We start from the raw sequence: 23,542 nt of genomic DNA, 5'->3' as shown, positions 1-23,542 counted from the left end.
GACCGCATCAGGCCCATCCATCCTGGGAGGGAGCGATGAAACGCATTGGAACCGATCGGCCCGCGCGCAGCCTGCTGAGCCTGGCGCTGGCAGGCTGCCTGGCGCTGGGTAGCGGCGCGGCGCTGGCGCAAAGCTCGGCCGCGACCATCCGCGGCCACGTGCATGCCGATTCCGCGCCCGCGGCCGGCGCCACCGTCACCGCGGTCAACACCGCCACCGGCCTGCGGCGCAGCGTGCGCGTGTCCGGCGAGGGACGCTACACCCTGGCCGGCCTGCCGCCGGGCACCTATCGCGTGGAGGTCGACGCCAACGGCCAGACCGCCTCGCGCGAGCTGACGGTGCAGGTTGGCCAGACCGCGACCGTGGACCTGGGCGTGGGCGGCCTGCCGGAGGGCGCGCCGACCGGCGAGGCGACCACCCTGGAGGCGGTGCAGGTCACCGCGCAGGCCGCGGTGGAGACCCGCACCTCGGAGGTGGCCAGCTACGTCACCCAGAAGCAGATCCAGGCGCTGCCGCAGAACACCCGCAACTTCCTCGCCTTCGCCGACACCGCGCCGGGCGTGCAGTTCATCACCGACGCCAGCGGCAACACCCGGATCCGCTCCGGCGCGCAGAGCGCCAACGCGGTCAACGTGTTCATCGACGGCGTGGGCCAGAAGAACTACGTGACCACTGGCGGCATCAGCGGCCAGGACACCAGCCGCGGCAACCCCTTCCCGCAGTCGGCGATCGGCGAGTACAAGGTCATCACCCAGAACTACAAGGCCGAGTTCGACCAGCTCAGCAGCGCGGCGATCGTGGCCGCCACCCGCTCCGGCTCCAACGAGTTCGAGGGCAGCTTCTTCTGGGACCGCACCAGCACCGAGTGGCGCTCGCGCAGCCGCTTCGAGGAGCGCGAGGGCGCGACCAAGGCCGAGAGCAAGCAGGAGCAGTATGGCGTCAGCTTCGGCGGCCCGATCATCCGCGACGTGGCCCACTTCTTCCTCGCCTACGAGGCCAAGGAGTACCAGACCCCCCGCAACTTCCTGCTCGGCCGCGGCTACACCCCCGACCAGTTGCCGCCCGACCTGCGCGAGCAGTACGGCACCGGCACCTACACCTCGCCGTTCAAGGAGGACCTGTACTTCGCCAAGGTCGACTGGCTGTTCGGCGAGAACCACTACTTCGAGCTCACCGCCAAGTACCGCGACGAGAGCGAGACCATCCAGGTGCAGGACCAGCGCCTGCCGCCGGCGGCCACGCTCAACACCAACGAGGAGACCCGGGTCGACCTGCGCTACCAGCTGACCGCGGGCGACTGGCTCAACGACGCCCACATCACCTACGAGGACGCGTTCTGGAGCCCGTTGCCGGCCAACTTCGTGCCTGGCTACTACCTCAGCGACGGCAACTGGACCGACACCATCGTCCGCAGCGGCGGCAGCGACAACTACCAGGACAAGGGCCAGAAGGGCTGGTCCTTCCAGGACGACCTCACCTACAGCGGCTGGGACGGCCATACGCTGAAGATGGGCATCAAGTACAAGAAGGTCGACCTGAAGACCCTGGAGCAGAACAAGTACAACCCGGTCTTCTACTACGACATCAACGAAAGCCTGGACGTGCCGGTGCACGTGGAGTTCGGCGCGCCGGTCGCCGGGTTCGGCAACGGCACCGCCTCCTCCGGCAACAAGCAGTTCGGCATCTACATCCAGGACGACTGGGAGGTCAACGAGCACCTGACCGTCAACCTGGGCGTGCGCTGGGACTACGAGCAGACGCCCAGCTACGAGGACTACGTCACCCCGCAGCAGGTGGTGGACGCGCTGCGCGCCTCCAACGCCGCGCTTCCGGGCTCCAGCGTGGACGTCGAGGACTACATCAGCACCGGCAACAACCGCAAGGCGGACAAGGACAACTGGGCCCCGCGCCTGGGCTTCTCCTGGGACTTCTTCGGCGACCAGCGCCACGTGCTGTTCGGCGGCGCCGGCCGTTCCTACGACCGCAACCTGTTCGACTACCTGCAGAACGAGGTCTCCAAGGCCAGCTGGGGCCAGTACACCTACGACTTCGACACCCCGGCCCACCCCTGCGACACCGCCACCGGGGCGACCTGCCGTGCCTGGGACCCGCGCTACCTGGATCCGGAGTTCCTGCGCGCCTCGGCCAGCGTGGCCGGCGCGCGCGAGGTGTTCCTCAACCACAACGACCTGGAGGTCCCGTACTCGGACCAGTTCAGCCTCGGCATCCGCGACACCTGGGCGCTGGGCGGGCACGACTGGAGCACCGAGCTGACCTTGTCCTACGTGCGCAGCCACGACGGCATCGCGTTCCTGCTGGGCAACCGCCGCGACGACGGCAGCTTCTTCCCCTCCGATCCGCCGGACGCGACCGATCCGCCGCCGTGGGGCATCGGCTTCGCCCCGTTCTCCAACCTGATCCTGGCGCAGAACGCGCTGGAGACCCGCACCCGCTCGGTCTACCTCAAGGTGGAGAAGCCGTACACCAACGCCTCGCCGTGGGGCGTGACCCTGGCCTACACCTGGACCGATTCGGAGCAGAACAGCCCGGTCGACGGCTGGCCGGGCGCATTCAACGCCGAACGGATCGAGGATTACGGCTGGTTCCCGGGCAAGGTGCCGGAGAACCGGGTGGTGCTGACCGGCATCTGGGACGGCCCCTGGGGCACGACCTTCTCCGGCAAGGGCACCTGGGCCGACGCCACCCCGCGCTACTACCAGAACTGCAACGTCTCCGCCTGGGCGTACTGCTACTACGACAGCTACACCCCGGACGAGGAGTTCAAGCAGCTGGACGTGGCGCTTGAGAAGGTCTGGGACACCGGCGGCGGAATCAGCTTCCGCGTGCGCGGCGACGTGCTCAACGTGTTCAACTGGTCCAACTACGACGGCTACGAGGACTGGCGCGGAGGCGCGGGCGAGCCGCAGAATCCGGCCTGGGGCACGCCGTTGTCGATCGCCTTGCCGACGCGCACGTTCAAGCTGACGCTCGGGATCGACTGGTGAGCGCCGGCGCGCCGCCGCCGGCCTGCCTGCACCGGGGCGGCGGCGCGCACGGCATGGGGCGGATCCGGTCCCGCCGCCGGCGGCAATGAGGAGAGAGCGGTCTTGAAACGGTGGTACTGGCAACGCTGCATCGTCCCCCTGGCGGGCCTCCTGTTGCTGCTGGCCGGATGCCGGCAGGAAACGCCGCCGCCGCCGGCCGAGCTGCCGCCGCCGCCCAAGCCCGACGTGATCCTGATCGAGCCCGTGCTCCCCGAACGCCCGCCGCGGCCGGAACTGCCGCCGCTGTTCCGCGACATCGAGCGGCGCACGTTCCAGTTCTTCTGGGACACCACCAACGAGCAGAACGGGTTGACCCCGGACCGCTATCCCTCGCGCCCGTTCGCCAGCGTGGCCTCGATCGGCTTCGCCCTGACCGCGTACCCGATCGGCATCGAGAACGGCTGGGTCAGCCGCACCCAGGCGGTGGACCGCACCCTGACCACGCTGCGCTTCCTGCGCGACATCCCGCAGGGGCCCCAGGCCACCGGGCGCGGTGCGTACAAGGGCTTCTACTACCACTTCCTCGACATGCAGAACGGCCACCGCTACGACAGCTGGGTGGAGCTGTCCAGCGTGGACACCGCGATCCTGATGATGGGCGTGCTGTTCGCCCAGGCCTACTACGAAGGCGACGACCCACGCGAACAGGAGATCCGCAAGCTGGCCGACCAGCTCTACCGCCGGGTGGACTGGAAGTGGCTGCAGGTGCGCCCGCCGCTGATCTCGATGGGCTGGTTCCCCGAGAGCGGGTTCATCCAGCACGACTGGATGGGCTACAACGAGGCCATGCTGCTGTACATCCTGGCCCTGGGCTCGCCGACCCACGCGGTCGAGCCGGAGGCCTGGACGGTGTGGACCCGCACCTACAACAACGACTGGGGCGTGTACTACGGCCAGGAGTACCTGAGCTTCGGCCCGCTGTTCGGCCACCAGTACAGCCATGTCTGGATCGACTTCCGCGACATCCAGGACCAGTACATGCGCGAACGCGGGATCGACTACTTCCTCAACAGCCGCCGCGCGGCGCTGGCCCAGCGCGAGTACGCCATCGCCAACCCGATGAAGTGGAAGGACTACGGCGAGAACGTCTGGGGCCTGACCGCCGGCGACGGCCCGCAGAACACCCGCCAGATCTACCGCGGCGAGGAGCGCGAATTCCGCCACTATTCCTCGCGCGGCGCCGGCCTGCGCGAGAACTTCGACGACGGCACCATCGCCCCGACCGCGGCGATCTCCTCGATCGTGTTCGCGCCGGAGGTGGTGATCCCGGCCACGGAGGAGATGCTCCGCCGCTACGGCGACTACCTGTACTCCAGCTACGGCTTCCTGGACTCGTTCAACCCCAGCTTCAACTACGACATCCCGCTCAAGACCGGGCGCATCGTCCCCGGCAAGGGCTGGGTGGCCAGCGACTACATCGGCATCGACCAGGGGCCGATCCTGGCGATGATCGCCAACTACCGCAACGAGTTCGTGTGGTCGGTGATGAAGAAGAGCCCGTACATCCGCACCGGCCTGGAGCGTGCCGGCTTCCGCGGCGGCTGGCTGGCGCCGGAGGACGAGGACGAGGGCATGGAAGCCGACCGCCGCGCCGCCGACGCGCGCGCGCTGGGCATGGCCGAGTCGCGCGCGGCGGCCGCCGAGGCCCAGCGCAAGGAGCAGCAGCGCAGGGAAGAGCCGGCCGCGGCCAACCGCGCGCAGCCGCCGAGGCAGTGATGGCCACGCCGCGGCTGCTGCGTGCCTGCCTGCTGCCGTTGCTGGCGCTGCTGCTGGCCGGTTGCGGCGGCGACCCGGCCGCGCAGCCGGTGCGCTTCTGGGCGATGGGCCGCGAGGCCGAGGTGGTAAGCGTCCTGGTCGAGGAGTTCGAGCGCGAGAGCGGGATCGAGGTGGAGATCCAGCAGATCCCCTGGACCGCCGCGCACGAGAAGCTGCTGACCGCGTTCGCCGCCGACGCGATGCCGGACGTGTGCCAGCTCGGCAATACCTGGATCCCCGAATTCGCCCAGCTGGGCGCACTGCAACCGCTGCAGGCGCGGGTGGATGCCTCGGCCAGCATTGAACCGGCCGACTACTTCCCGGGCATCTGGGACACCGCCGTGGTCGACGGCCAGCTGGTGGGCGTGCCGTGGTACGTGGACACGCGCCTGCTGTTCTACCGCAAGGACCTGCTGCGCGAGGCCGGGGTTGGACAGCTGCCACGCACCTGGGCCGAGTGGGAGCAGGCCATGGCCGCGGTCAAGCGCCACCTGGGGCCCGGGCGCCACGCCATCCTGATGCCGCTCAACGAATTCGAGCAGCAGCTGTCGCTGGCGCTGCAGCAGGACGACCCGCTGCTGCGCGACGACGACACCCGCGGCAACTTCTCCAGCCCCGGCTTCCGCCGCGCGCTGGCGTTCTACGCCAACGTGTTCGAGCAGGGCTGGGCGCCGAAGGTCTCCGAGACCCAGATCTCCAACGTCTGGGACGAATTCTTCCGTGGCTCCTACGCGTTCTACCTGTCCGGGCCCTGGAACATCCGCGAGTTCCGCCGCCGCCAGCCGCCGCAGCTGGAAGGGCAGTGGGGCACGATGCCGCTGCCGGGGCCGCACGGCCCGGGCGCGGGCATCGCCGGCGGCACCAGCCTGGTCCTGTTCCGTGGCTCGCCGCGTTCGGAACAGGCCTGGAAGCTGGTGGAGTTCCTTTCGCGCCCGGACATCCAGCAGCGCTTCCACGCCTTGATCGGCGACCTGCCGCCGCGCCGCAGCGCCTGGGAACACCCGGACCTGGCCGGCGACCCGCTGGCCGCCGCGTTCCGCGACCAGCTGGAGCGCGCGAAGCCGGCGCCCAAGGTGCTGGAGTGGGAGCGCATCGCCCAGGAGATGCGCCTGGTCACCGAGCGGGTGGTGCGCGGCGGCCTGGCCCAGGACGCGGCCGCGCGCGAGCTGGATGCGCGGGTCGACGGCATCCTCGCCAAGCGGCGCTGGATCCACGAACGCGCCGCCGCGCAGGGGGCGGGGCGATGAGCGCGCGCCTGGCCGGATGGCTGTTCGTGGGCCCGGCGCTGCTGGTGCTGGGCCTGTTCTTCGCCCTGCCGGTGCTGTCGGCGCTGGCGCTGAGCCTGACCGACTTCGACCTGTACGCGCTGGCGGACATGCGCAACCTGCGCTTCGTCGCCCTGGACAACTACCTGGAGCTGTTGCGCACGCCGCTGTTCTGGAAGGCGCTGTGGAACACCACCTATTTCGTGGTGGTGGGCGTGCCGTTGTCGGTGGCGGTGTCGCTGGGCGCGGCGCTGCTGCTCAACGCCCCGGCTGCGCGGCTGCGCGGCCTGTTCCGCACCGCGCTGTTCGCGCCGGTGGTCACCACCCTTGTGGCGGTGGCGGTGATCTGGCGCTACCTGTTCCATACCAGCTACGGCCTGGTGAACTGGGCGCTGGGCCACCTGGGCATCGACCCGGTCGACTGGCTGGGCGACCCGCGCTGGGCGATGCCGACCATCATCCTGTTCGCGGTGTGGAAGAACTTCGGCTACAACATGGTGATCTTCCTCGCCGGCCTGCAGGCCATCCCGCGCGACCTGTACGAGGCCGCGCGCATCGACGGCGCCTCGCGCTGGCAGCAGTTCCTGCACATCACCCTGCCGCAGCTGGGGCCGGTGCTGCTGGTGGTCGGGGTGATCACCGTGTCCGGCTACTTCCAGCTGTTCGCCGAGCCCTACGTGATGACCCGCGGCGACCCGCTGCAGAGCACGGTCAGCGTGCTGTACTTCATGTTCGATGAAGGCTTCAAGTGGTGGAACCTGGGCCGCGCCTCGGCCGTGGCCTTCCTGCTGTTCGTGGTGATCCTGGCGGCGACCACGCTGATGCTGCGGCTCGGCCGCCGCAGGGGGATGGTATGAGCGCAGGGCAGTCCATCGGGCGCGAGGTCGGGCAGTCGCGCCTGCACGCGCTGCTGGTCAACGGCGCGTTGTTTGCGCTGGCGCTGGTGAGCCTGGCTCCGCTGCTGTGGATGCTCTCGGTGTCGTTCATGCCCACCGGCGAGGCCGCGCGTTTCCCGCCGCCGTTGCTGCCCTCGGAGCTGAGCGGGGAGAACTACCGGGCGCTGTTCGGCCGCACCGGCATGGGCCGCAACTTCCTCAACAGCCTGCTGGTGGCCGGCGCGATCACCATCGGTTCGCTGCTGGTGAACACCCTGGCCGGCTATGCCTTCGCCAAGCTGCGCTTCCGCGGCCGCGACCGGCTGTTCCAGCTGCTGCTGGCGGCGCTGGTGGTGCCGGCGCAGGTGGCGATGCTGCCGCTGTTCCTGCTGATGAAGCAGCTGGGCCTGGTCAACAGCTACGCCGGCGTGGTGCTGCCGGCGCTGGCCAGCGTGTTCGGCATCTTCCTGGTGCGGCAGTACGCGCGCTCGATCCCCGACGAGCTGCTGGAGGCGGCGCGGATCGACGGGGCGGGGGAGTGGCGGATCTTCTTCTCCATCGTCCTGCCCATGCTCAAGCCGGTGCTGGTGACGCTGGCGATCTTCTCCTTCATGGCCGCCTGGAACGACTTCATGTGGCCGCTGATCGTGCTCACCGACCAGGAGCACTACACCCTGCCGGTGGCCCTGGCCACGCTCTCGCGCGAGCACATCATGGACGTGGAACTGATGATGGCCGGCGCGGTGGTCACGGTGCTGCCGGTGCTGCTGCTGTTCCTGCTGCTGCAGCGCTACTACATCCAGGGCCTGCTGCTGGGCAGCGTCAAGGGATAGGAGGTTCGTCGATGGTGCCTGTGGCGATGCGTGGAGCCATCCTGCTGTCGGGCGCACTGGCGCTGCATCCCGCCGTCGCCGGCGCGCAGGCGCGGGTGCTGGACGGGTTCGAGGATCCGGCGCCGTGGAGGGTGGTCGCGTCCGACCAGGTCAGCGGTGCGATCCGCCGCGTCGAAGGCGCCCGGGGCGGGGCCCTATGCCTGGACTACGACTTCAACGGTGTGTCCGGCTACGCCGGCATCCAGCGCGACCTGCCGCTGGAGTACCCGGACAACTACCGCTTCTCCTTCCACCTGCGCGGCGATTCCCCGGCCAACGACCTGCAGTTCAAGCTGGTCGACGCCAGCGGCGACAACGTGTTTTGGGTCAACCGCCCGCGCTACGACTTCCCGGCCGACTGGACCGAGGTGCGCTACCGCACCCGCCACATCGACAAGGCCTGGGGCCCGGATCCGGATCGCGTGCTCCGCCGCAGTGCCAAGGTCGAGTTCACCATCTACAACAATGCCGGCGGCCGCGGCAGCGTCTGCTTCGACGAGCTGGCGCTGGAACCGCTGCCGCCGGATCCGGCCACCCCGCCGGCGGCCGTTGCGGTGGAGGCCAGCACTGCCGCCGCCCGCGCCGTGCACGCCATCGACGGCGACCGCGGCACGGCCTGGGAGGCCCGCGGCCGCCAGCGCCTGTTGCTGGACCTGGGCCAGGAGCGCGAGTTCGGTGGCCTGGTGCTGCGCTGGGCCGATGCCCGCCGGCGCCCGCAGCGCTACGCGGTGGAACTGGAAGATGCCGACGGCCAGTGGCGCACGGTGCGCACGGTCGAGCAGGGCCGCGGTGACAGCGACTGGTTGGCGCTGCCGGAAGCGGAGGCGCGGCGGATCGCGCTGCGGCTGGAAGGCGGACGCTACGCCCTGGCCGAGGCGCAGGTGCAGCCGCTGGAGTTCTCGGCCCATCCCAATGATTTCATCAAGGCCCTGGCCCGCGAGCTGCCGCGCGGCTGGCTGCCGCGCGGTTTCAGCGGCGAGCAGCCCTACTGGACCATCATCGGCGTCGATGGTGGCAGCGAGCAGGGCCTGGTCGGCGAGGACGGCGCGGTCGAGCTGGCGCGTGGCGGCTTCAGCATCGAGCCCTTCGTGCTCGAAGGCGGCCGGCTCGTCGGCTGGGCCGACGTGAAGCCGGTGCAGCGCCTGCCCGGCGAGGGGCTGCCCATGCCGGAGGTGGAGTGGACCGCGGCCGGCGAAGGCGGCGATGCGCCGGCGCTGCAGGTTTCCGCCTTCGCCCATGGCCAGGCGGGCGACTCGCGCGTGGTCGCGCGCTACCGCCTGCGCAACCCGCATCCACAACCACGCGAGTACGTGCTGGCGCTGGCGGTGCGGCCTTTGCAGGTCAATCCGCCGGCGCAGTTCCTCAACACCATCGGCGGCGTCAGCCCGATCAGCTCGCTGGCCATCGACGGCGCCACCGTGTCGGTGGACGGCCGGCCGCGGGTCTACGCGACCCGGCCACCGGACCAGGCCTTTGCCACGCCGTTCGACGCCGGGCTGGACGTGCAGCGCCTGGCCTCCGGCGACATCCCTGCCGCATCCGCGGTGGAGGATCCGACCGGCCTGGCCTCGGGCATGCTGCTGTACCGCTGGCGGCTGGCCCCCGGCGAGGAACGCGAGGTCGCCCTGGTCGCGCCGCTGGACGGCGAAACTGCTCCGCCGCCCGGTTTCGACGCCGCGCGTGCCGCCGAAGAAACCGCTGCGCGCTGGCAGGAACTGCTGGGCCAGGTGGAGCTGCGGCTCCCGGCGGAGGGCCGCGACTTCGCCGCCACCGTGCGCACCGCGCTGGCGCACATGCTGGTCTCGCGCGTCGGCCCGCGCCTGCAGCCGGGCACGCGCTCGTATTCGCGCAGCTGGATCCGCGACGGGGCGATGATCTCCGAAGGCCTGCTGCGCCTGGGGCGGCCCGAGGTCGTGCGCCAGTACCTGGAGTGGTACGCGCCCTACCAGTTCGAGAACGGCAAGGTCCCGTGCTGCGTCGACGCGCGCGGCAGCGACCCGGTGCCGGAGAACGACAGCCACGGCGAGCTGGTGTTCAACATCGCCGAGTACTGGCGTTACACCGGCGACCGCGAATTCCTGCAGCGGATGTGGCCGCACGTGCGCGGTGCGTTCGACTACATGGAACGGCTGCGCGCCAGCGAGCGCACGGAGGAGAACCGCAGGCGCGACCCGGCCTTCTACGGGATGATGCCGGTGTCGATCAGCCACGAGGGCTATTCGGCCAAGCCGATGCACTCGTACTGGGACAACTTCTGGGCCCTGCGCGGCTACAAGGACGCGGTGGAAGTGGCCCAGGCGCTGGGCTTGCGCGAGGAGGCCCGGCGCATGGCCGCCGCGCGCGACCAGTTCCGCGCCGACCTCGCCGCATCGCTGCGCGCCGCCACCGCCCGCCATGGCATCGACTACCTGCCCGGCGCCGCGGAACTGGGCGACTTCGACCCGACCTCGACCACCATCGCGCTGGCCCCGGGCGGCGAGCAGGACTGGCTGCCGCGCGAGCTGCTGGAGAACACCTTCGAGCGCTACTGGCAGCAGTTCGTCGAGCGCCGCGACGGCCGCCGCGAATGGAAGGACTACACGCCCTACGAGTGGCGCAACGTGGCCGCCTTCGTGCGCCTGGGCTGGCGCGACCGCGCCTGGCAGGCGGTGGAGTACTTCTTCGCCGACCGCGCGCCGCCGCCCTGGAACCAGTGGGCCGAGGTGGTCTCGGCCACGCCGCGCAAGCCGTTCTTCGTCGGCGACCTGCCGCATGCCTGGGTGGCCTCGGACTTCGTGCGCTCGGCGCTGGACATGTTCGCCTACCACCGCGAGCGCGACGACAGCCTGGTGCTGGCCGCCGGCGTGCCGCTGGACTGGCTGGAAGGCGAGGGCATCCAGGTGCGCGGCCTGCACACCCCCCACGGCCGCCTCGGCTACGCGCTGCGCCGCCGCGACGGACAGCTGCAGCTGGACGTGGCCGGCGACGCAGGGCTGCCGCCGGGCGGGCTGGTGCTGCCCTGGCCATACGCGGGCCATCCCGGACGGACGACGATCGATGGCCGCCCCGCCAAGTGGACCGGTGGCGAGCTGCGCATCACCCGGCCCGGGGCAGAGGTAAGGATCGAGGTGGCCGGTCCGTAACCGTCGGCAACAAAAAAGCCGGGCATTGCCCGGCTTTCCTGGTGTCGAGGTGAGGCGGCTCAGGCCGCGCGCGCCGCGGCAACAATCCCGGCGGCCTTGGCCGCGCTGGCCTCGACCTTGTCCCACTCGCCGGCCTTGAGCCAGTTCTTCGGCACCATCCACGAGCCGCCCACGCAGACCACGTTCGGCTGGGCCAGGAACTCGGCCGCGGTGTCTTCGGTGATGCCGCCGGTGGGGCAGATCTTCAGCTCGGCCAGCGGGCCGGCCAGGCCCTTGAGCATGGCCAGGCCGCCGACCGCGTTGGCCGGGAACAGCTTGCACACGCGGAAGCCGCGCGCCATCAGCGACAGGAATTCGGTCGGGGTCGCACCGCCGGGCACGGCCGGGATCGGCGCCCTGGCCAGCGCGTCGGCCAGTTCGGCCGGGGTGCCCGGGGTGACCAGGAAATCGGCGCCCAGCTCGATGCACTTCTGCATCTGCTCGACCGTGGTCACCGTGCCCATGCCCACGGCGATGCCGGGCAGTTCCTTCTTGAGCGCCACCAGCGCATCCAGCGCGCAGGGGGTGCGCAGGGTCAGTTCGATCGCGGTCAGTCCGCCCTTGAGCAGCGCGGCGGAAAGCTTGCGCGCCTCGTCGACGCTGTCGGCGGTGACCACCGGCAGGATGCCGGCCTGGCTCAGCAGCTGTTCGGCCTTGGCCTGGGTCTGGTCGATGCTCATGGAATCGGTGGCTCCGTAAGTGCGGGGTCGCGGCCACGGGCCGCGCGTGCATGGGGTGGGCCGCCGCGGGCGCGGCGGCGGTAGCTCAGTTGTCCTTCTCGGCGTGCGGCGCCAGCGCCGCCTCGGCCGTGCTGCCCAGTTCGTACTCGGCGTCGTAGTCCCAGGCGCTGCCGTCGTGCGCCGGCGGGCCACAGGAGATCGAGGTTGCGCCCTGGTCGGCCGGACCGACGTTGGCGCGGTTGTAGGCGAACAGGTTGCGGCCCAGGTCGTGCGCCGCGCGGCTGGTGTTGGGTGCCACCTCGCGGGCGTTCCACTCGGCCGCGTCGACCAGTACTTCGAGCACGCCGGCCTCGCTGTCCAGGCGCACGATGTCGCCGTCGCGGATCTTGCCGATCGGGCCCCCGCGCGCCGCTTCCGGGGTGACGTGGATCGCCGCCGGGATCTTGCCTGATGCGCCGGACAGGCGGCCGTCGGTGACCAGCGCCACCTTGCGGCCCTGGTTCTGCAGCATGCCCAGCAGCGGCGCCAGCGAGTGCAGCTCGGGCATGCCATTGGCGCGCGGGCCCTGGTAGGTGACCACCGCGACGAAGTCGTGCGGCAGCACGCCGGCGGCGTGCAGCTTGTTGAGCTTCTGCGGGGCGTCGACCACCACCGCCTGTGCCTCGACGCAGCGGTGCTCCGGCTTGACCGCCGACAGCTTGATCAGGGCGCGGCCGATGTTGCCGCGGAGCAGGCGCAGGCCACCCTGGCTCTCGAACGGCGCGGCCACGGTGCGCACCACGCTCTCGTCGCCGGAGGCCGCCGCCGCGGGGGCCGAGCCCAGCACGCCGTTCTCCAGGCGCGGCTCGCGGGTGTAGGCGCGCATGCCTTCCGGCACCACGGTCTGCAGGTCGTGCATCAGGCCTGCGTCCAGCAGCTCGCGGAACACGAACGGCACGCCGCCGGCGGCCTGGAAGCGGTTCACGTCGGCCTCGCCATTGGGGTACACGCGCGCCAGCAGCGGCACCACCTGCGAGATCTGGTCCATGTCGTCCCAGGTCAGGACGATGCCGGCGGCGCGGGCCACGGCGATCCAGTGGATGGTGTGGTTGGTCGAGCCGCCGGTGGCCATCAGCGCGACGATGGCGTTGACGATGGCGCGCTCGTCGATCAGCCGGCCCAGGGGACGGTAGTCATCGCCCAGCGCGGTCATCTGCAGCACCCGGCGCACGGCTTCCTCGTCCAGCGCCTTGCGCAGCGGCGTGCCCGGGTTGATGAACGAGCTGCCCGGCAGCTGCACGCCCATGGCCTCCAGCAGCACCTGGTTGGAGTTGGCCGTGCCGTAGAAAGTGCAGGTGCCCGGGGAGTGGTAGGACTGAGCCTCCACCTCCAGCAGTTCCTCGCGGGTGGCCTCGCCGGCGGCGTAGCGCTCGCGCACCTCGGCCTTCTTCTTGTTGGGGATGCCCGAGGGCATCGGGCCGGCCGGCACGAACAGCGCCGGCAGGTGGCCGAAGGCCAGGGCGCCGATCAGCAGGCCCGGCACGATCTTGTCGCAGATGCCCAGGTACAGGGCCGCGTCGAAGGCGTCGTGGCTCAGGCCGATGGCGGTGGCCTGGGCGATCACGTCGCGCGAGAACAGCGACAGCTCCATGCCGCCGCGGCCCTGGGTGACGCCGTCGCACATCGCCGGCACCCCGCCGGCCACCTGCGCGGTGGCACCCAGCTCGCGGGCCAGGGCGCGGATCCGCTCCGGGTAGTGCTCGTACGGCTGGTGCGCCGAGAGCATGTCGTTGTAGGCGGTGATGATGCCCAGGTTGGGCGTCGCCGAGCCGCGCAGGCGGGCCTTGTCGTGCTCGCCGCAGGCGGCGAACACGTGGGCCAGGTTGGCGCAGCTGAGCGGGGTGCGGTTGGGGCCGTTGCGCACCGCCTCGTCGATGCCTGCCAGGTAGGCGGCGCGCGAGGGGGCGCTGCGCTTGCGGATGCGCTCGGTGACGGCTTCGATCTTCGGATGCAGGCTCATGTCGTACCAGGAAGTGGCGGAGCTGGCGCCGTCGCCGGCGCGGGCTGCAGGGACGGGGCGGCGGGCCCGGGGCGTGCCGCCCCGGTATCAGACAGGTGCGGGCGGCGGGCCTCGCATCAAGGACACCAGTGTACGCGCAGTGGGCTGGCGCTCAGGCCCAGCACCGCGCGGATCGGCATTTCGCGCACGTCGTCGCCGGCCAGGGCACGCTCCAGCACCTCGCGTTTGGCCTCGCCGCGCAGCAGCAGCAGGTGCCGGCGGCAGCGGGCCAGGCCGGCGCGGGTGAGGGTGATGCGCGTGGTCCACTCGGCCGCGACCGGGCAGCCGGTGGCGTCGAGCACGGCGTAGTCGTCCTGCGCGGCCAGCGCCGCGTCCAGGTCCACCGAACCGGGGAACAGCGAGGCGGTGTGGCCGTCGTTGCCCATGCCCAGCACCGCCACGCAGGGATCCTGCGCGTTGGCCGATTCGCGGTTGGCGGCTTCCACGCATTCGGCGGCCGACAGCCCCTCGCGTACCAGCGGCTCGAAATGCAGGCCGGGCGCGCGCTCCAGCAGGCTCTCGCGGATCAGCCTGGTGTTGCTGGCCGGATGGTCGGCGGGCACGAAGCGGTCGTCGACCAGGCCGACGCTCACCTTCGACCAGTCCAGCGGCGCCTGCGCCAGCCGGGTGTAGGCCGGCGCCGGGGTGGTGCCGCCGGAGAGCAGGGCGCGGGCACGGCCACGGGTGGCCAGGTCGGCGGCCAGCGCGGCCTGGAGGTCGGCGGCGATCGCCTCGCCCCAGGCGTCCACGCCGGCGTGTTCGAGCCATTCGATGCGCGGATCGGCGATCACGCCAGGCCCTCCCGGCGGACCATGTCCACCGCGTAGGCGGCCGCGCCGAGCAGGCCGGCATGCGGATGCAGCACCGCCAGCGAGGGCACGCGGGCCATGGTCGGCGAGAACCGGCCCTTGTATTCGAAGCGCTGGCGGAAGCCGGAATGGCGCAGCGAGTCCAGCATCTTCGGCACCAGGCCGCCGGTGAGGAACACGCCGTCCCAGGCGCCCAGGGTCAGCACCAGGTCGCCGGAAATGGCGCCGAACACCGCGCAGAACACGTCCACCGCGCGCATGCACAGCGGGTCGCCGGCGGCGGCGCGGGCAGTGACGTCCTTGGGCTCGAGCAGGCCCGGGTCGACCCCGGCGATCTCGCACAGGGCGCGGTGGATGTTGACCAGGCCGGGGCCGCAGATCAGGCGCTCGTTGGAGACGCGGCCGAACTGCGCCGACAGGATTTCCAGGATGCGGATCTCCTCCGGCGTGCCCGGCGGGAAGCTGACGTGGCCGCCCTCGGTCTCCAGCGGGTAGCAGCGGCCGTCGCGCACCACCAGCCCGCCCACGCCCAGGCCGGTGCCCGGGCCGAGCACGGCGTAGGTGCGCGGCTCGCCCAGCGGCGCCGGGGTCCAGGACACGCCGCCGATCGGCACCACGTCCTCGGCCCGGTACAGGCTGATGGCCATGGCCTGGGCGGCGAAGTCGTTGATCAGGTAGACCTGCTCGAAGCCCAGCATCTCGCGGGTGCGCGGGCGCGAGATCACCCACGGATGGTTGGTGATGCGCGCCTCGTCGCCGTCAACCCGGCCGGCGACGGCGAACACGCCGCGGTGGGCGCTGGCCTGGGCCTGGTCGAGGTAGTGGCGCGCGGCCTCGGCCAGCGACGGGAACTGGGCCACCGCGAACTCGCGCACGCTGTCCTCCAGCAGCGGGACCGGGGCGCCTGGGTCGGCCAGGGCGAAACGCGCGTTGGTGCCGCCGATGTCGGCGATCAGGAACAGTTCGGCCATGGTCAGCGGGCGTCGCGTGCCGGACGCGCGACGGCGTCGAAGCTTTCAGGCAGGAACACGGCCGCGTCCTCCGGACCCCAGCTGCCGGCCGGGTAGGGCTGCAGCGGCGAGTTGTCGGCGCGCCAGGCGTCGACCACGCTGTCGATCCAGGCCCAGGCGGCCTCGACCTCGTCATTGCGCACGAACAGGGCGTGGTTGCCGTGGAAGGCATCCAGGAACAGGCGCTCGTAGGCGATGCGGCGGTTCTGGCCGGTCTCCGAGGACAGCTGCAGTTCCAGCGGATGCAGCTCCAGGGTGCCCCATTCCGGGCCGGCCAGGCTGCTCATCAGGCCCAGCTCGATGTCCTCCTGCGGCTGCAGGCGGAAAGTCAGGCGGTTGGGCACGGCGTTGTTGCGGTCCGGGCGCTCGAACAGCCAGTGGGTGACCGGCTTGAGGGTCACGGTGACCACGGTTGAGCGCTCGGCCATGCGCTTGCCGGTGCACAGGTGGAACGGCACCCCGGCCCAGCGCCAGTTGTCGATGTGCGCGGTGACGCCGACGAAGGTTTCGACATCGCTGTCATCCGGCGGCGCGTAGCCCTGCACCGGCTCACCGTTGATGGTGCCCGCGGTGTAGCGGCCGCGCACGCTGTGGCGGCGCGCCTCGGAGGCGCAGAACGGGCGCAGGGCGCGCAGCACCTTGACCTTTTCGTCGCGGATGCGGTCGGCCTCCAGCGAGGCCGGCGGCTCCATCGCCACCAGGCACAGCAGCTGCAGGATGTGGCTCTGGACCATGTCGCGCAGGGCGCCGGAGCGGGCGTAGTAGGAGTTGCGCCCGTCCACGCCCTCGCTCTCGGACACCAGGATGTGCACCGAGTCGATGTAGTTGCGGTTCCACACCGCCTCCAGCAGGGCGTTGCCGAAGCGCAGCGCCAGCAGGTTCTGCACCGCCGCCTTGCCCAGGTAGTGGTCGATGCGGAAGATCCGGTCCTCGTCGATCAGCTTGCCGATCGTGCCGTTGATCTCGCGCGCCGAGGCCAGGTCGGCGCCGATCGGCTTCTCCAGCATCAGCCGGCTGGGCGCGGCGAACGCGCCGCCCAGGGCCAGGCCCTCGCAGGTGCTGATGTACAGGCCCGGCGGGATCGACAGATAGCTCACGCACGGGCGGTCGGTCATGTCGCGCACCGCCTCGGCCACCGAGGCCGGGGTGCGCATGTCCACCGAACGGTAGTCCACGCGCTGCAGGAACGCCTCCACCAGGTCCGGCGAGGGCGTGTAGTGGCCCAGGTTGGCGAAGCGCTCGCGCAGGATCGCGCGGAACTTCTCCGTGTCGTGCGGCGACAGCGCCATCGCGCGCACGCGGAAGCCCTCCGGCAGGAGGCCGTCGCCCATCAGGCGCAGGAGCGAGGGGAACAGGTAGCGCTGTGCCAGGTCGCCGGTGGCGCCGAACAGCAACAGGGTGTCATGCATCCGGTGGGCTTCCGTGGGGTGGGGCATTGGTTCGGTGGGTTCTCTTCGGATCGCACCCGCCGGGCAGCGGGTGGAAGGTGGCAGGTGACCGCAGGTAATGCGTGAAACTTCCGAAATATGGCCGCCCCCTTGGGCAATGTCCAGTGGGCCGGAAAGTGTCCACGGAAACGGTCCGTCGCATGCTGCTGCGTATGTTGCGGCGGCACCCGCTGGCCCGGCCGCGAGGACGCGGCATGGGAACCCGCCACGTCGCCTGCATCGCCGGCCGTGACATCATCGCGTCCTCGGTCCGCGCCCGGCGCGGGCTGGTTGAATACGTATGCGGAGATGCCGATGGCGGACGTCCAGCTGGAACAGGTGCGCAAGGTCTACGGCAACGGCCACGTGGCCGTGCACGAGGCCTCGTTCACGATCGGCGATGGCGAGCTGGTGGTGCTGGTCGGGCCTTCGGGCTGCGGCAAGTCCACCCTGCTGCGCATGATCGCCGGGCTGGAGGAAATCACCTCCGGCACCCTGCGCATCGGCGGGCGGGTGGTCAACGACGTGGCGCCGCGCGACCGCGACATCGCCATGGTGTTCCAGAGCTACGCGCTCTATCCGCACATGACCGTGGCCGGGAACCTGGCGTTCGGCCTGAAGCTGCGCGGCGCCACGCGCGCCGAGGTCGAGCGCCGGGTCGCCTCGGCGGCCGGGATGCTGGGCCTGGAAGGCATGCTGGACAAGCGTCCGGCCGAGCTGTCGGGTGGCCAGCGCCAGCGCGTGGCCCTGGGCCGCGCCCTGGTGCGCGAGCCGGCGGTGTTCCTGCTGGACGAGCCGCTGTCGAACCTGGACGCCAAGCTGCGCCACGGCACGCGCACAGAGATCGCGCGCCTGCACCAGCGGCTGGGCGCCACCATGGTCTACGTCACCCACGACCAGGTCGAGGCCATGACCCTGGGCCAGCGCATCGTGGTGCTGGATGGCGGCCGGGTGCAGCAGATCGATACCCCGATGGCGCTGTACGACCGCCCGGCCAACCTGTTCGTGGCCGGCTTCCTCGGCAGTCCGGCGATGAACGTACTGCGCGGCCGCCTGCATGCCGGGGGCGGCCTGCGCCTGGAGATGGCGCAGGGCGCGCCGGTTCCGCTGCCCGGGGTGGAGGTGCCGCCGGCTTGGCTGGAGCAGGAGGTGGTGCTGGGCATCCGCCCCGAACACCTGCTGCCGGTGCGGGAGGGGGAGGGCCTGGAGGCGCGGGTCGAGGTGGTCGAGGCGGTGGGCAGCGAGGCCTACCTGCACCTGGACTTCGGCGGGCAGGCGCTGGTGGCGCGGCTGCCCCCGAGCGACCTGCCGGCGCCCGGCGACCGCGTGCGCCTGCGCCCGGACCCGGCGCGCGTGCATTTCTTCGATCCCCGCGATGGCCGCCGCCTGGTGGCCTAGCGCCGGCCCGCGCGAACTCAGGGGGCGGCGACTTCCGCGAATGGCTCGACCGTGGCCGGTGCCCCCGCGGCCGCCAGCGGCGCGTCCGCCAGTTCCAGCGGCAGCACCGCCAGCGCCAGGCGCGGTGCCTGGCCGGCCGCCGCCACCACGTTGCCGATGGCGCGCCCGTCCTGCGCGACCTCGGCGCCGGCCTCCGCCGCATCGCCCGCACGCAACAGCACCAGCTGGCGCTTGGCCTTGCCCAGGAAATGGGTCCTGGCCACGATTTCCTGGCCCGGATAGCAGCCCTTGCTCACGCTGAAGGCGCGCAGCCGCTCCAGCCCGAGCTGCTGCGGGGTCCACTGCTCGGCCTGGGACGCGGGCAGGCGCGGGATCCCGGCGCGCAGGTCGGCGACGTCCCAGGCGGCGACCGCCTCCGCGTACGCCGGGGCAGGGGAGGTGCCAATCCGCAGCACGCGGCCCGGGGCGATGCCCAGGCGCAGCCCATCGGGGGCGTCCTCGGCGCCTTCCAGTACGCCGGGTGCCGGCTGCGCCGCGCCGAACGCGCCGGCCACGTGCAGGTCCGCGCGCGGCGCCAGCACCACCTTGCGCCGGAACACGAAGCGGCGCAGGGCATCGCCGACCAACGTCGCATTGGCATCCGGCAGCAGCATGCGCAAGCTTCCGTCGCCGGTGCGCAGCAGGGCGAACAGGGCGATTACCCGGCCCTTGGGGTTGAGCCAGGTGCTCCACTGCCAGTGCCCGGTCGCCAGCGCCCGTACGTCGCTGGCGAACTGGGCATGCGCGAAGACCGCCGCGTCGGGGCCTTCCAGGGCGAGGACGGACCACCCGTCCAGCGCGAAAAACTCCCGGAGATTCAAGGGGCTTGGTAGGGGCTGGTTGTCAGGCACGTTAACCCCGGCTTAAAATTTTGCGCTTGCAAAGGACTATCCATGATAGGTCATAGCCCCGTGGTTCCAGAGGACGAAGACGCGCCGGAAGCCGCGCCGTCGCTCGACAAGGACGCCGCGAAGGCGCCGCCGCGCGAGATCGGCGGGCGAGAGGGTCCGGAACCGACCCGCTACGGGGACTGGGAGAAGAACGGACGCTGCATCGATTTCTGATGCGAAGGCAGCGCCCCAGGAGCCACGCGGGCGGTTTGCCCGCACAGCCGAGACTACGAGCCAGCGAATGAGCAGCCGCGAACGCCCCCTGTCACCCCACCTGCAGGTGTACCGCTGGCAGGTCCAGATGGTGACCTCGATCCTCCACCGCGCCACGGGCATCGTCCTGGCCGGCGGCGCCCTGGTCCTTGCCGGTGGCCTGCTGGCGCTGATGCTCGGCCCGGACAGCTGGGCCTGCTTCAGCGACCATGCCGGCGCCTGGTACGGCCAGGTGTTCCTGTTTGGCTGGACCTGGTGCTTTGCCTACCACCTGTGCAACGGCATCCGCCACATCGCCCAGGACTTCGCGCACGGGTTCAGCATCCCGGTGTTCGTGCGCAACAGCTGGCTGTCGATCATCGGCAGCCTGGTGATCACCGCGATCGTGTGGGCTTTTGCGCTGAACGGAGGTGCCGCGTGAGCCGTTACCGTACCCCCCTGAAGAACGTGCGTGGCCTGGGTGCGGCCAAGGCTGGCACCGAGCACTTCGTGCACCAGCGCCTGACCGCCACCGCGCTGGCGTTCCTGTCGCTGTGGTTCGTGTACTTCGTCGTGAGCCTGGCCGGCAGCGACTACCTGGCCGCCACCGAGGCCGTGTCCAAGCCGTGGAACGCGGTGCTGCTGGTCGGCTTCCTGGTCGCCATGTTCTGGCACGCCCAGCTGGGCCTGCAGGTGGTCCTGGAGGACTACGTCCACAATTCCCTGCTGGCCCTGGCGCTCCAGGTCAGCGTGAAGTTCATCGCGGTGCTTGGCGCGATCGTCAGCATCTTCGCCGTGGCCCGCATCGCGCTGGCCGGCTGACCGCGCAAAGGAAACAGACCCGATGTCCGCTTACAAGATCACCGAACACAAGTACGACATGGTCGTCGTCGGCGCCGGTGGCGCCGGCCTGCGCGCCACCTTCGGCCTGGCCCAGAAGGGCCTGCAGACGGTGTGCCTGACCAAGGTCTTCCCGACCCGTTCGCACACCGTCGCCGCCCAGGGCGGCATCTCCGCCGCCCTGGGCAACATGGGCGAGGACGACTGGCGCTACCACTTCTACGACACCATCAAGGGCTCGGACTGGCTGGGCGACCAGGACGCCATCGAATACATGTGCCGCGAGGCGATCCCGGCCATCATCGAGCTGGAGCACTACGGCGTGCCGTTCTCCCGCACCGAGGACGGCAAGATCTACCAGCGCCCGTTCGGCGGCATGACCACCCGCTTCGGCGAGGGCCCGCCGGCGCAGCGTACCTGCGCGGCCGCCGACCGCACCGGCCACGCCATGCTGCACACCCTGTACCAGCAGTCGCTGGCGCACAACGCCCGGTTCATGATCGAGTACTTCGCGCTCGACCTGATCTTCGACAACGAGGGCGTGTGCCGCGGCGTGCTGGCGCTGGACATGGCCGAGGGCACGCTGCACCTGTTCCGCGCCCACGGCGTGGTGCTGGCCACCGGCGGCTACGGCCGCGCCTACTTCAGCGCGACCTCCGCCCACACCTGCACCGGCGACGGCGGCGGCCTGGTGATGCGTGCCGGCCTGCCGATGCAGGACATGGAGTTCGTGCAGTTCCACCCGACCGGCATCTACGGCGCCGGCTGCCTGATCACCGAGGGCGTCCGCGGCGAGGGCGGCATCCTGCGCAACGCCAACGGCGAACGCTTCATGGAGCGCTACGCCCCGCACTACAAGGACCTGGCCTCGCGCGACGTGGTGTCGCGCTCGATGACCATCGAGATCCGCGAGGGCCGCGGCGTCGGCGAGCACAAGGACCACATCCTGCTCGACCTGACCCACCTGGGCCCGGAGGTGATCGACGAGAAGCTGCCGGGCATCGCCGAGAGCGCCCGCATCTTCGCCGGCGTCGACGTGCACAAGGAGCCGATCCCGGTCATCCCGACCGTGCACTACAACATGGGCGGCATCCCGACCAACTACCACGGCGAAGTGGTGCGCAAGGTCGGCGACGACCCGGATGCGGTCGTGCCGGGCCTGTACGCGATCGGCGAGGCAGCCTGCGTGTCGGTGCACGGCGCCAACCGCCTGGGCTCCAACTCGCTGCTGGACCTGGTGGTGTTCGGCCGCGCGGTGGCCAACCGCTGCGCCGAGACCATCAAGAAGGGCGCCCCGCACAAGCCGCTGCCGTCCGACGCCTGCGACAAGGCGCTGGCCCACCTGGACAAGCTGCGCCACGCCAACGGCGACACCCCGACCGCGGTCATCCGCGACCGGATGCAGCGCACCATGCAGGCCGACGCCGCGGTGTTCCGCACCAGCAAGACGCTCAAGGAAGGCTGCGAGAAGATGGCGCAGATCTACGACAGCTTCCAGGACGTCCGCGTCTCCGACCGCTCGCTTGTCTGGAACTCCGACCTGATCGAAACCTACGAGCTGCACAACCTGCTGCTCAACGCCGTCGCCACCATCAACTCGGCCGAGCAGCGCAAGGAAAGCCGCGGCGCCCACGCGCACGAGGACTATCCGGAGCGCGACGACGCCAACTGGCAGAAGCACACCCTGGTCACCGTGGACGCGGAGACCGGCAAGACCAGCTTCGACTACCGTCCGGTGCACATGTACACCCTGACCAAGGATGTGGATGTGGTGCCGCCCAAGCCACGCGTGTACTGAGCCAGGGCCAGAGACAGACCAATGGCAGAGTTTGCACTCCCCAAGAATTCCCGCATCACCAAGGGCAAGCACTATCCCGCGCCGGCCGGCGCGAAGAACGTGCGCACCTTCAAGGTGTATCGCTGGAGCCCGGACGACGGCGCCAACCCGCGCACCGACACCTACGAGATCGATCTCGACAAGTGCGGTCCGATGGTCCTGGACGCGCTGATCAAGATCAAGAACGAGATCGACCCGACCCTGACCTTCCGGCGTTCCTGCCGCGAGGGCATCTGCGGCTCGTGCGCGATGAACATCGACGGCACCAACACGCTGGCGTGCACCCGCGCCATCGCAGACTGCCGCAAGGCCGAGGTGCCGATCTACCCGCTGCCGCACATGAACGTGGTCAAGGACCTGGTCCCGGACCTGACCCACTTCTACGCGCAGTACGCCTCGATCAAGCCCTGGATCCGCACCCAGACGCCGCCGCCGCCGGACCGCGAGCGCCTGCAGTCGCCTGAGGACCGCAAGAAGCTGGACGGCCTGTACGAGTGTATCCTGTGCGCCTGCTGCTCGACCAGCTGCCCGAGCTACTGGTGGAACGGCGAGCGCTACCTGGGCCCGGCGATCCTGCTGCAGGCCTACCGCTGGATCGTGGACTCGCGCGACGAGGACACCGGTGCGCGCCTGGACGACCTCGAGGACCCGTTCAAGCTGTACCGTTGCCACACCATCATGAACTGCGCGCGGACCTGCCCGAAGGGCCTGAACCCGGCCCTGGCGATCGCGGAGATCAAGAAGCTGATGATGGCCCGCCGCGCCTGACCTGGCGGTCTGCGCAGCCATGGAAAGCCCGGCCCCACGGCCGGGCTTTTTCTTTGCGCCGTTCCAGCGGCGGCGCGGCTCCGTCGAAGGGCCCTCCTGCGTGAACAATCCCGCCTTGGCCCGGTGCCTTGCAGGCGTACCGGCGTCCCGCGGGAGTCCCGAGGCGTCGACGCCTGCGTGCAGGGGGCAGGCGCAGGCATGGCCCCGAGCCTGGAAGCGCCCGGTCCAGGTAGCAGCTCTCCCGTTCCGGCCATCGCGTCGTGGGACGCGCCGCTCCGGCATCTGTCCTTCACTGGCAGGCGAGGGCGGATGTTTCATTCCCGATGACCATGATTGCGCTCCCATGCCCGGTACCGGGACTGCAAGATGCCCGGCATAAGCTGCAGGTGCATCGCGACGCTTCTTCCGCCTTTGCGTCTGGCGCCCTCGGGAGGGCCGGGCCGCAGCAGGACCCGCCCAGTGAGACCAGTGCCCGCAGGCATGCGGGCACCAACGCTGCCGCGTGTGGGGGAGACGCCGGCCTGCGCCTTGCCGGCCGGCGTTGAAGGCGTGGCAGAAGTGGCTGCAGGCCGTGCCTGTGATGAACGGGCGATGCAGCATGAAAAAATTTTCGCGAAAGGCCTTCCCAAAAATTTTCGATAG

At 70.6% G+C, this 23,542-nt stretch carries 18 protein-coding genes; 12 read left to right on the top strand and 6 right to left on the bottom strand.

Annotation, left to right across the window (positions count from 1 at the left end):
- Positions 1–35: 35 nt before the first annotated feature.
- From EIM47_RS10400 to EIM47_RS10375, 6 genes are all read left to right on the top strand, one after another.
- Entirely contained in the window at positions 36–3,005 is a 2,970-nt protein-coding gene (locus EIM47_RS10400; RefSeq protein WP_019397690.1) for a TonB-dependent receptor, read from the top strand.
- A 102-nt stretch (positions 3,006–3,107) separates the two neighbouring features.
- Positions 3,108–4,760, top strand: a complete 1,653-nt coding sequence (locus EIM47_RS10395) for a glucoamylase family protein (RefSeq protein ID WP_026010315.1) — start codon at positions 3,108–3,110, stop codon at positions 4,758–4,760.
- Positions 4,760–6,046, top strand: coding sequence for a sugar ABC transporter substrate-binding protein (locus EIM47_RS10390; protein ID WP_019397692.1), 1,287 nt, complete (start codon positions 4,760–4,762; stop codon positions 6,044–6,046). The genes EIM47_RS10395 and EIM47_RS10390 overlap by 1 nt, the downstream gene beginning before the upstream one ends.
- Positions 6,043–6,921 carry a sugar ABC transporter permease gene (locus tag EIM47_RS10385; RefSeq protein ID WP_125076855.1) on the top strand — a complete coding sequence of 293 codons (879 nt, stop codon included), beginning with the start codon at positions 6,043–6,045 and terminating at the stop codon, positions 6,919–6,921. Before EIM47_RS10390 ends, EIM47_RS10385 begins: the two co-directional genes overlap by 4 nt.
- A 14-nt stretch (positions 6,922–6,935) precedes the next feature.
- On the top strand, positions 6,936–7,772 hold the full coding sequence (locus EIM47_RS10380; RefSeq protein WP_026010316.1) for a carbohydrate ABC transporter permease: 837 nt from the start codon (positions 6,936–6,938) through the stop codon (positions 7,770–7,772).
- Positions 7,773–7,798: 26 nt separating this feature from the next.
- Positions 7,799–10,933, top strand: coding sequence for a discoidin domain-containing protein (locus EIM47_RS10375; RefSeq protein WP_125076854.1), 3,135 nt, complete (start codon positions 7,799–7,801; stop codon positions 10,931–10,933).
- Positions 10,934–10,992: 59 nt separating this feature from the next.
- On the opposite strand, the gene eda is transcribed toward EIM47_RS10375, so the two are convergent.
- From eda to zwf, 5 genes are all read right to left on the bottom strand, one after another.
- Positions 10,993–11,652 (bottom strand): bifunctional 4-hydroxy-2-oxoglutarate aldolase/2-dehydro-3-deoxy-phosphogluconate aldolase, encoded by a 660-nt coding sequence (eda, locus tag EIM47_RS10370; RefSeq protein WP_028915260.1) that lies wholly within the window; start codon positions 11,650–11,652, stop codon positions 10,993–10,995.
- An 85-nt stretch (positions 11,653–11,737) separates the two neighbouring features.
- Positions 11,738–13,651, bottom strand: a complete 1,914-nt coding sequence (gene edd / locus EIM47_RS10365; protein WP_028915259.1) for a phosphogluconate dehydratase — start codon at positions 13,649–13,651, stop codon at positions 11,738–11,740.
- 116 nt (positions 13,652–13,767) lie between these two features.
- Complete coding sequence (gene pgl, locus EIM47_RS10360; RefSeq protein WP_125076853.1) at positions 13,768–14,481, bottom strand: 6-phosphogluconolactonase; 714 nt, start codon at positions 14,479–14,481, stop codon at positions 13,768–13,770.
- A complete protein-coding gene (glk, locus tag EIM47_RS10355) occupies positions 14,478–15,470 on the bottom strand; it encodes a glucokinase (RefSeq protein WP_019397699.1) in 993 nt (330 codons plus the stop codon). The genes pgl and glk overlap by 4 nt, the downstream gene beginning before the upstream one ends.
- Positions 15,471–15,472: 2 nt before the next feature.
- The gene (zwf, locus tag EIM47_RS10350; protein ID WP_125076852.1) at positions 15,473–16,918 is read right to left on the bottom strand and encodes a glucose-6-phosphate dehydrogenase; all 1,446 of its coding nucleotides are present in this window, start codon (positions 16,916–16,918) and stop codon (positions 15,473–15,475) included.
- Between the two features lie 333 nt (positions 16,919–17,251).
- On the opposite strand from zwf, the gene ugpC reads away from it, so the two are divergent.
- Entirely contained in the window at positions 17,252–18,334 is a 1,083-nt protein-coding gene (gene ugpC, locus EIM47_RS10345) for a sn-glycerol-3-phosphate ABC transporter ATP-binding protein UgpC (RefSeq protein WP_125076851.1), read from the top strand.
- 17 nt (positions 18,335–18,351) lie between these two features.
- On the opposite strand, the gene EIM47_RS10340 is transcribed toward ugpC, so the two are convergent.
- Complete coding sequence (locus tag EIM47_RS10340; RefSeq protein WP_019397702.1) at positions 18,352–19,194, bottom strand: hypothetical protein; 843 nt, start codon at positions 19,192–19,194, stop codon at positions 18,352–18,354.
- Between the two features lie 90 nt (positions 19,195–19,284).
- Here EIM47_RS10340 and EIM47_RS10335 point away from each other — a divergent pair, with 90 nt between their 5' ends.
- From EIM47_RS10335 to EIM47_RS10315, 5 genes are all read left to right on the top strand, one after another.
- Complete coding sequence (locus tag EIM47_RS10335; RefSeq protein WP_232211008.1) at positions 19,285–19,437, top strand: DUF1674 domain-containing protein; 153 nt, start codon at positions 19,285–19,287, stop codon at positions 19,435–19,437.
- A 67-nt stretch (positions 19,438–19,504) separates the two neighbouring features.
- Entirely contained in the window at positions 19,505–19,897 is a 393-nt protein-coding gene (gene sdhC, locus EIM47_RS10330; RefSeq protein ID WP_019397703.1) for a succinate dehydrogenase, cytochrome b556 subunit, read from the top strand.
- On the top strand, positions 19,894–20,277 hold the full coding sequence (gene sdhD / locus EIM47_RS10325; protein WP_019397704.1) for a succinate dehydrogenase, hydrophobic membrane anchor protein: 384 nt from the start codon (positions 19,894–19,896) through the stop codon (positions 20,275–20,277). The genes sdhC and sdhD overlap by 4 nt, the downstream gene beginning before the upstream one ends.
- 22 nt (positions 20,278–20,299) lie before the next feature.
- A complete protein-coding gene (gene sdhA / locus EIM47_RS10320; RefSeq protein WP_019397705.1) occupies positions 20,300–22,093 on the top strand; it encodes a succinate dehydrogenase flavoprotein subunit in 1,794 nt (597 codons plus the stop codon).
- 21 nt (positions 22,094–22,114) lie between these two features.
- The gene (locus EIM47_RS10315) at positions 22,115–22,900 is read left to right on the top strand and encodes a succinate dehydrogenase iron-sulfur subunit (protein ID WP_019397706.1); all 786 of its coding nucleotides are present in this window, start codon (positions 22,115–22,117) and stop codon (positions 22,898–22,900) included.
- Positions 22,901–23,542 lie beyond the last annotated feature (642 nt).

The sequence above is a fragment of the Pseudoxanthomonas sp. SGT-18 genome (assembly GCF_003931645.1).
Classification (GTDB): Bacteria; Pseudomonadota; Gammaproteobacteria; order Xanthomonadales; family Xanthomonadaceae; genus Pseudoxanthomonas.
This window is presented reverse-complemented; position numbering and strand designations above follow the sequence as displayed.

Bases quoted from the DNA above. Each gene is read 5' to 3' on its own strand.
- EIM47_RS10400 (WP_019397690.1), top strand. From the start codon at position 36: ATGAAACGCATTGGAACCGATCGGCCCGCGCGCAGCCTGCTGAGCCTG.
- EIM47_RS10390 (WP_019397692.1), top strand. From the start codon at position 4,760: ATGGCCACGCCGCGGCTGCTGCGTGCCTGCCTGCTGCCGTTGCTGGCG.
- EIM47_RS10385 (WP_125076855.1), top strand. From the start codon at position 6,043: ATGAGCGCGCGCCTGGCCGGATGGCTGTTCGTGGGCCCGGCGCTGCTG.
- EIM47_RS10375 (WP_125076854.1), top strand. From the start codon at position 7,799: ATGCGTGGAGCCATCCTGCTGTCGGGCGCACTGGCGCTGCATCCCGCC.
- eda (WP_028915260.1), bottom strand. From the start codon at position 11,652: ATGAGCATCGACCAGACCCAGGCCAAGGCCGAACAGCTGCTGAGCCAG.
- edd (WP_028915259.1), bottom strand. From the start codon at position 13,651: ATGAGCCTGCATCCGAAGATCGAAGCCGTCACCGAGCGCATCCGCAAG.
- glk (WP_019397699.1), bottom strand. From the start codon at position 15,470: ATGGCCGAACTGTTCCTGATCGCCGACATCGGCGGCACCAACGCGCGT.
- zwf (WP_125076852.1), bottom strand. From the start codon at position 16,918: ATGCATGACACCCTGTTGCTGTTCGGCGCCACCGGCGACCTGGCACAG.
- ugpC (WP_125076851.1), top strand. From the start codon at position 17,252: ATGGCGGACGTCCAGCTGGAACAGGTGCGCAAGGTCTACGGCAACGGC.
- sdhC (WP_019397703.1), top strand. From the start codon at position 19,505: ATGAGCAGCCGCGAACGCCCCCTGTCACCCCACCTGCAGGTGTACCGC.
- sdhA (WP_019397705.1), top strand. From the start codon at position 20,300: ATGTCCGCTTACAAGATCACCGAACACAAGTACGACATGGTCGTCGTC.
- EIM47_RS10315 (WP_019397706.1), top strand. From the start codon at position 22,115: ATGGCAGAGTTTGCACTCCCCAAGAATTCCCGCATCACCAAGGGCAAG.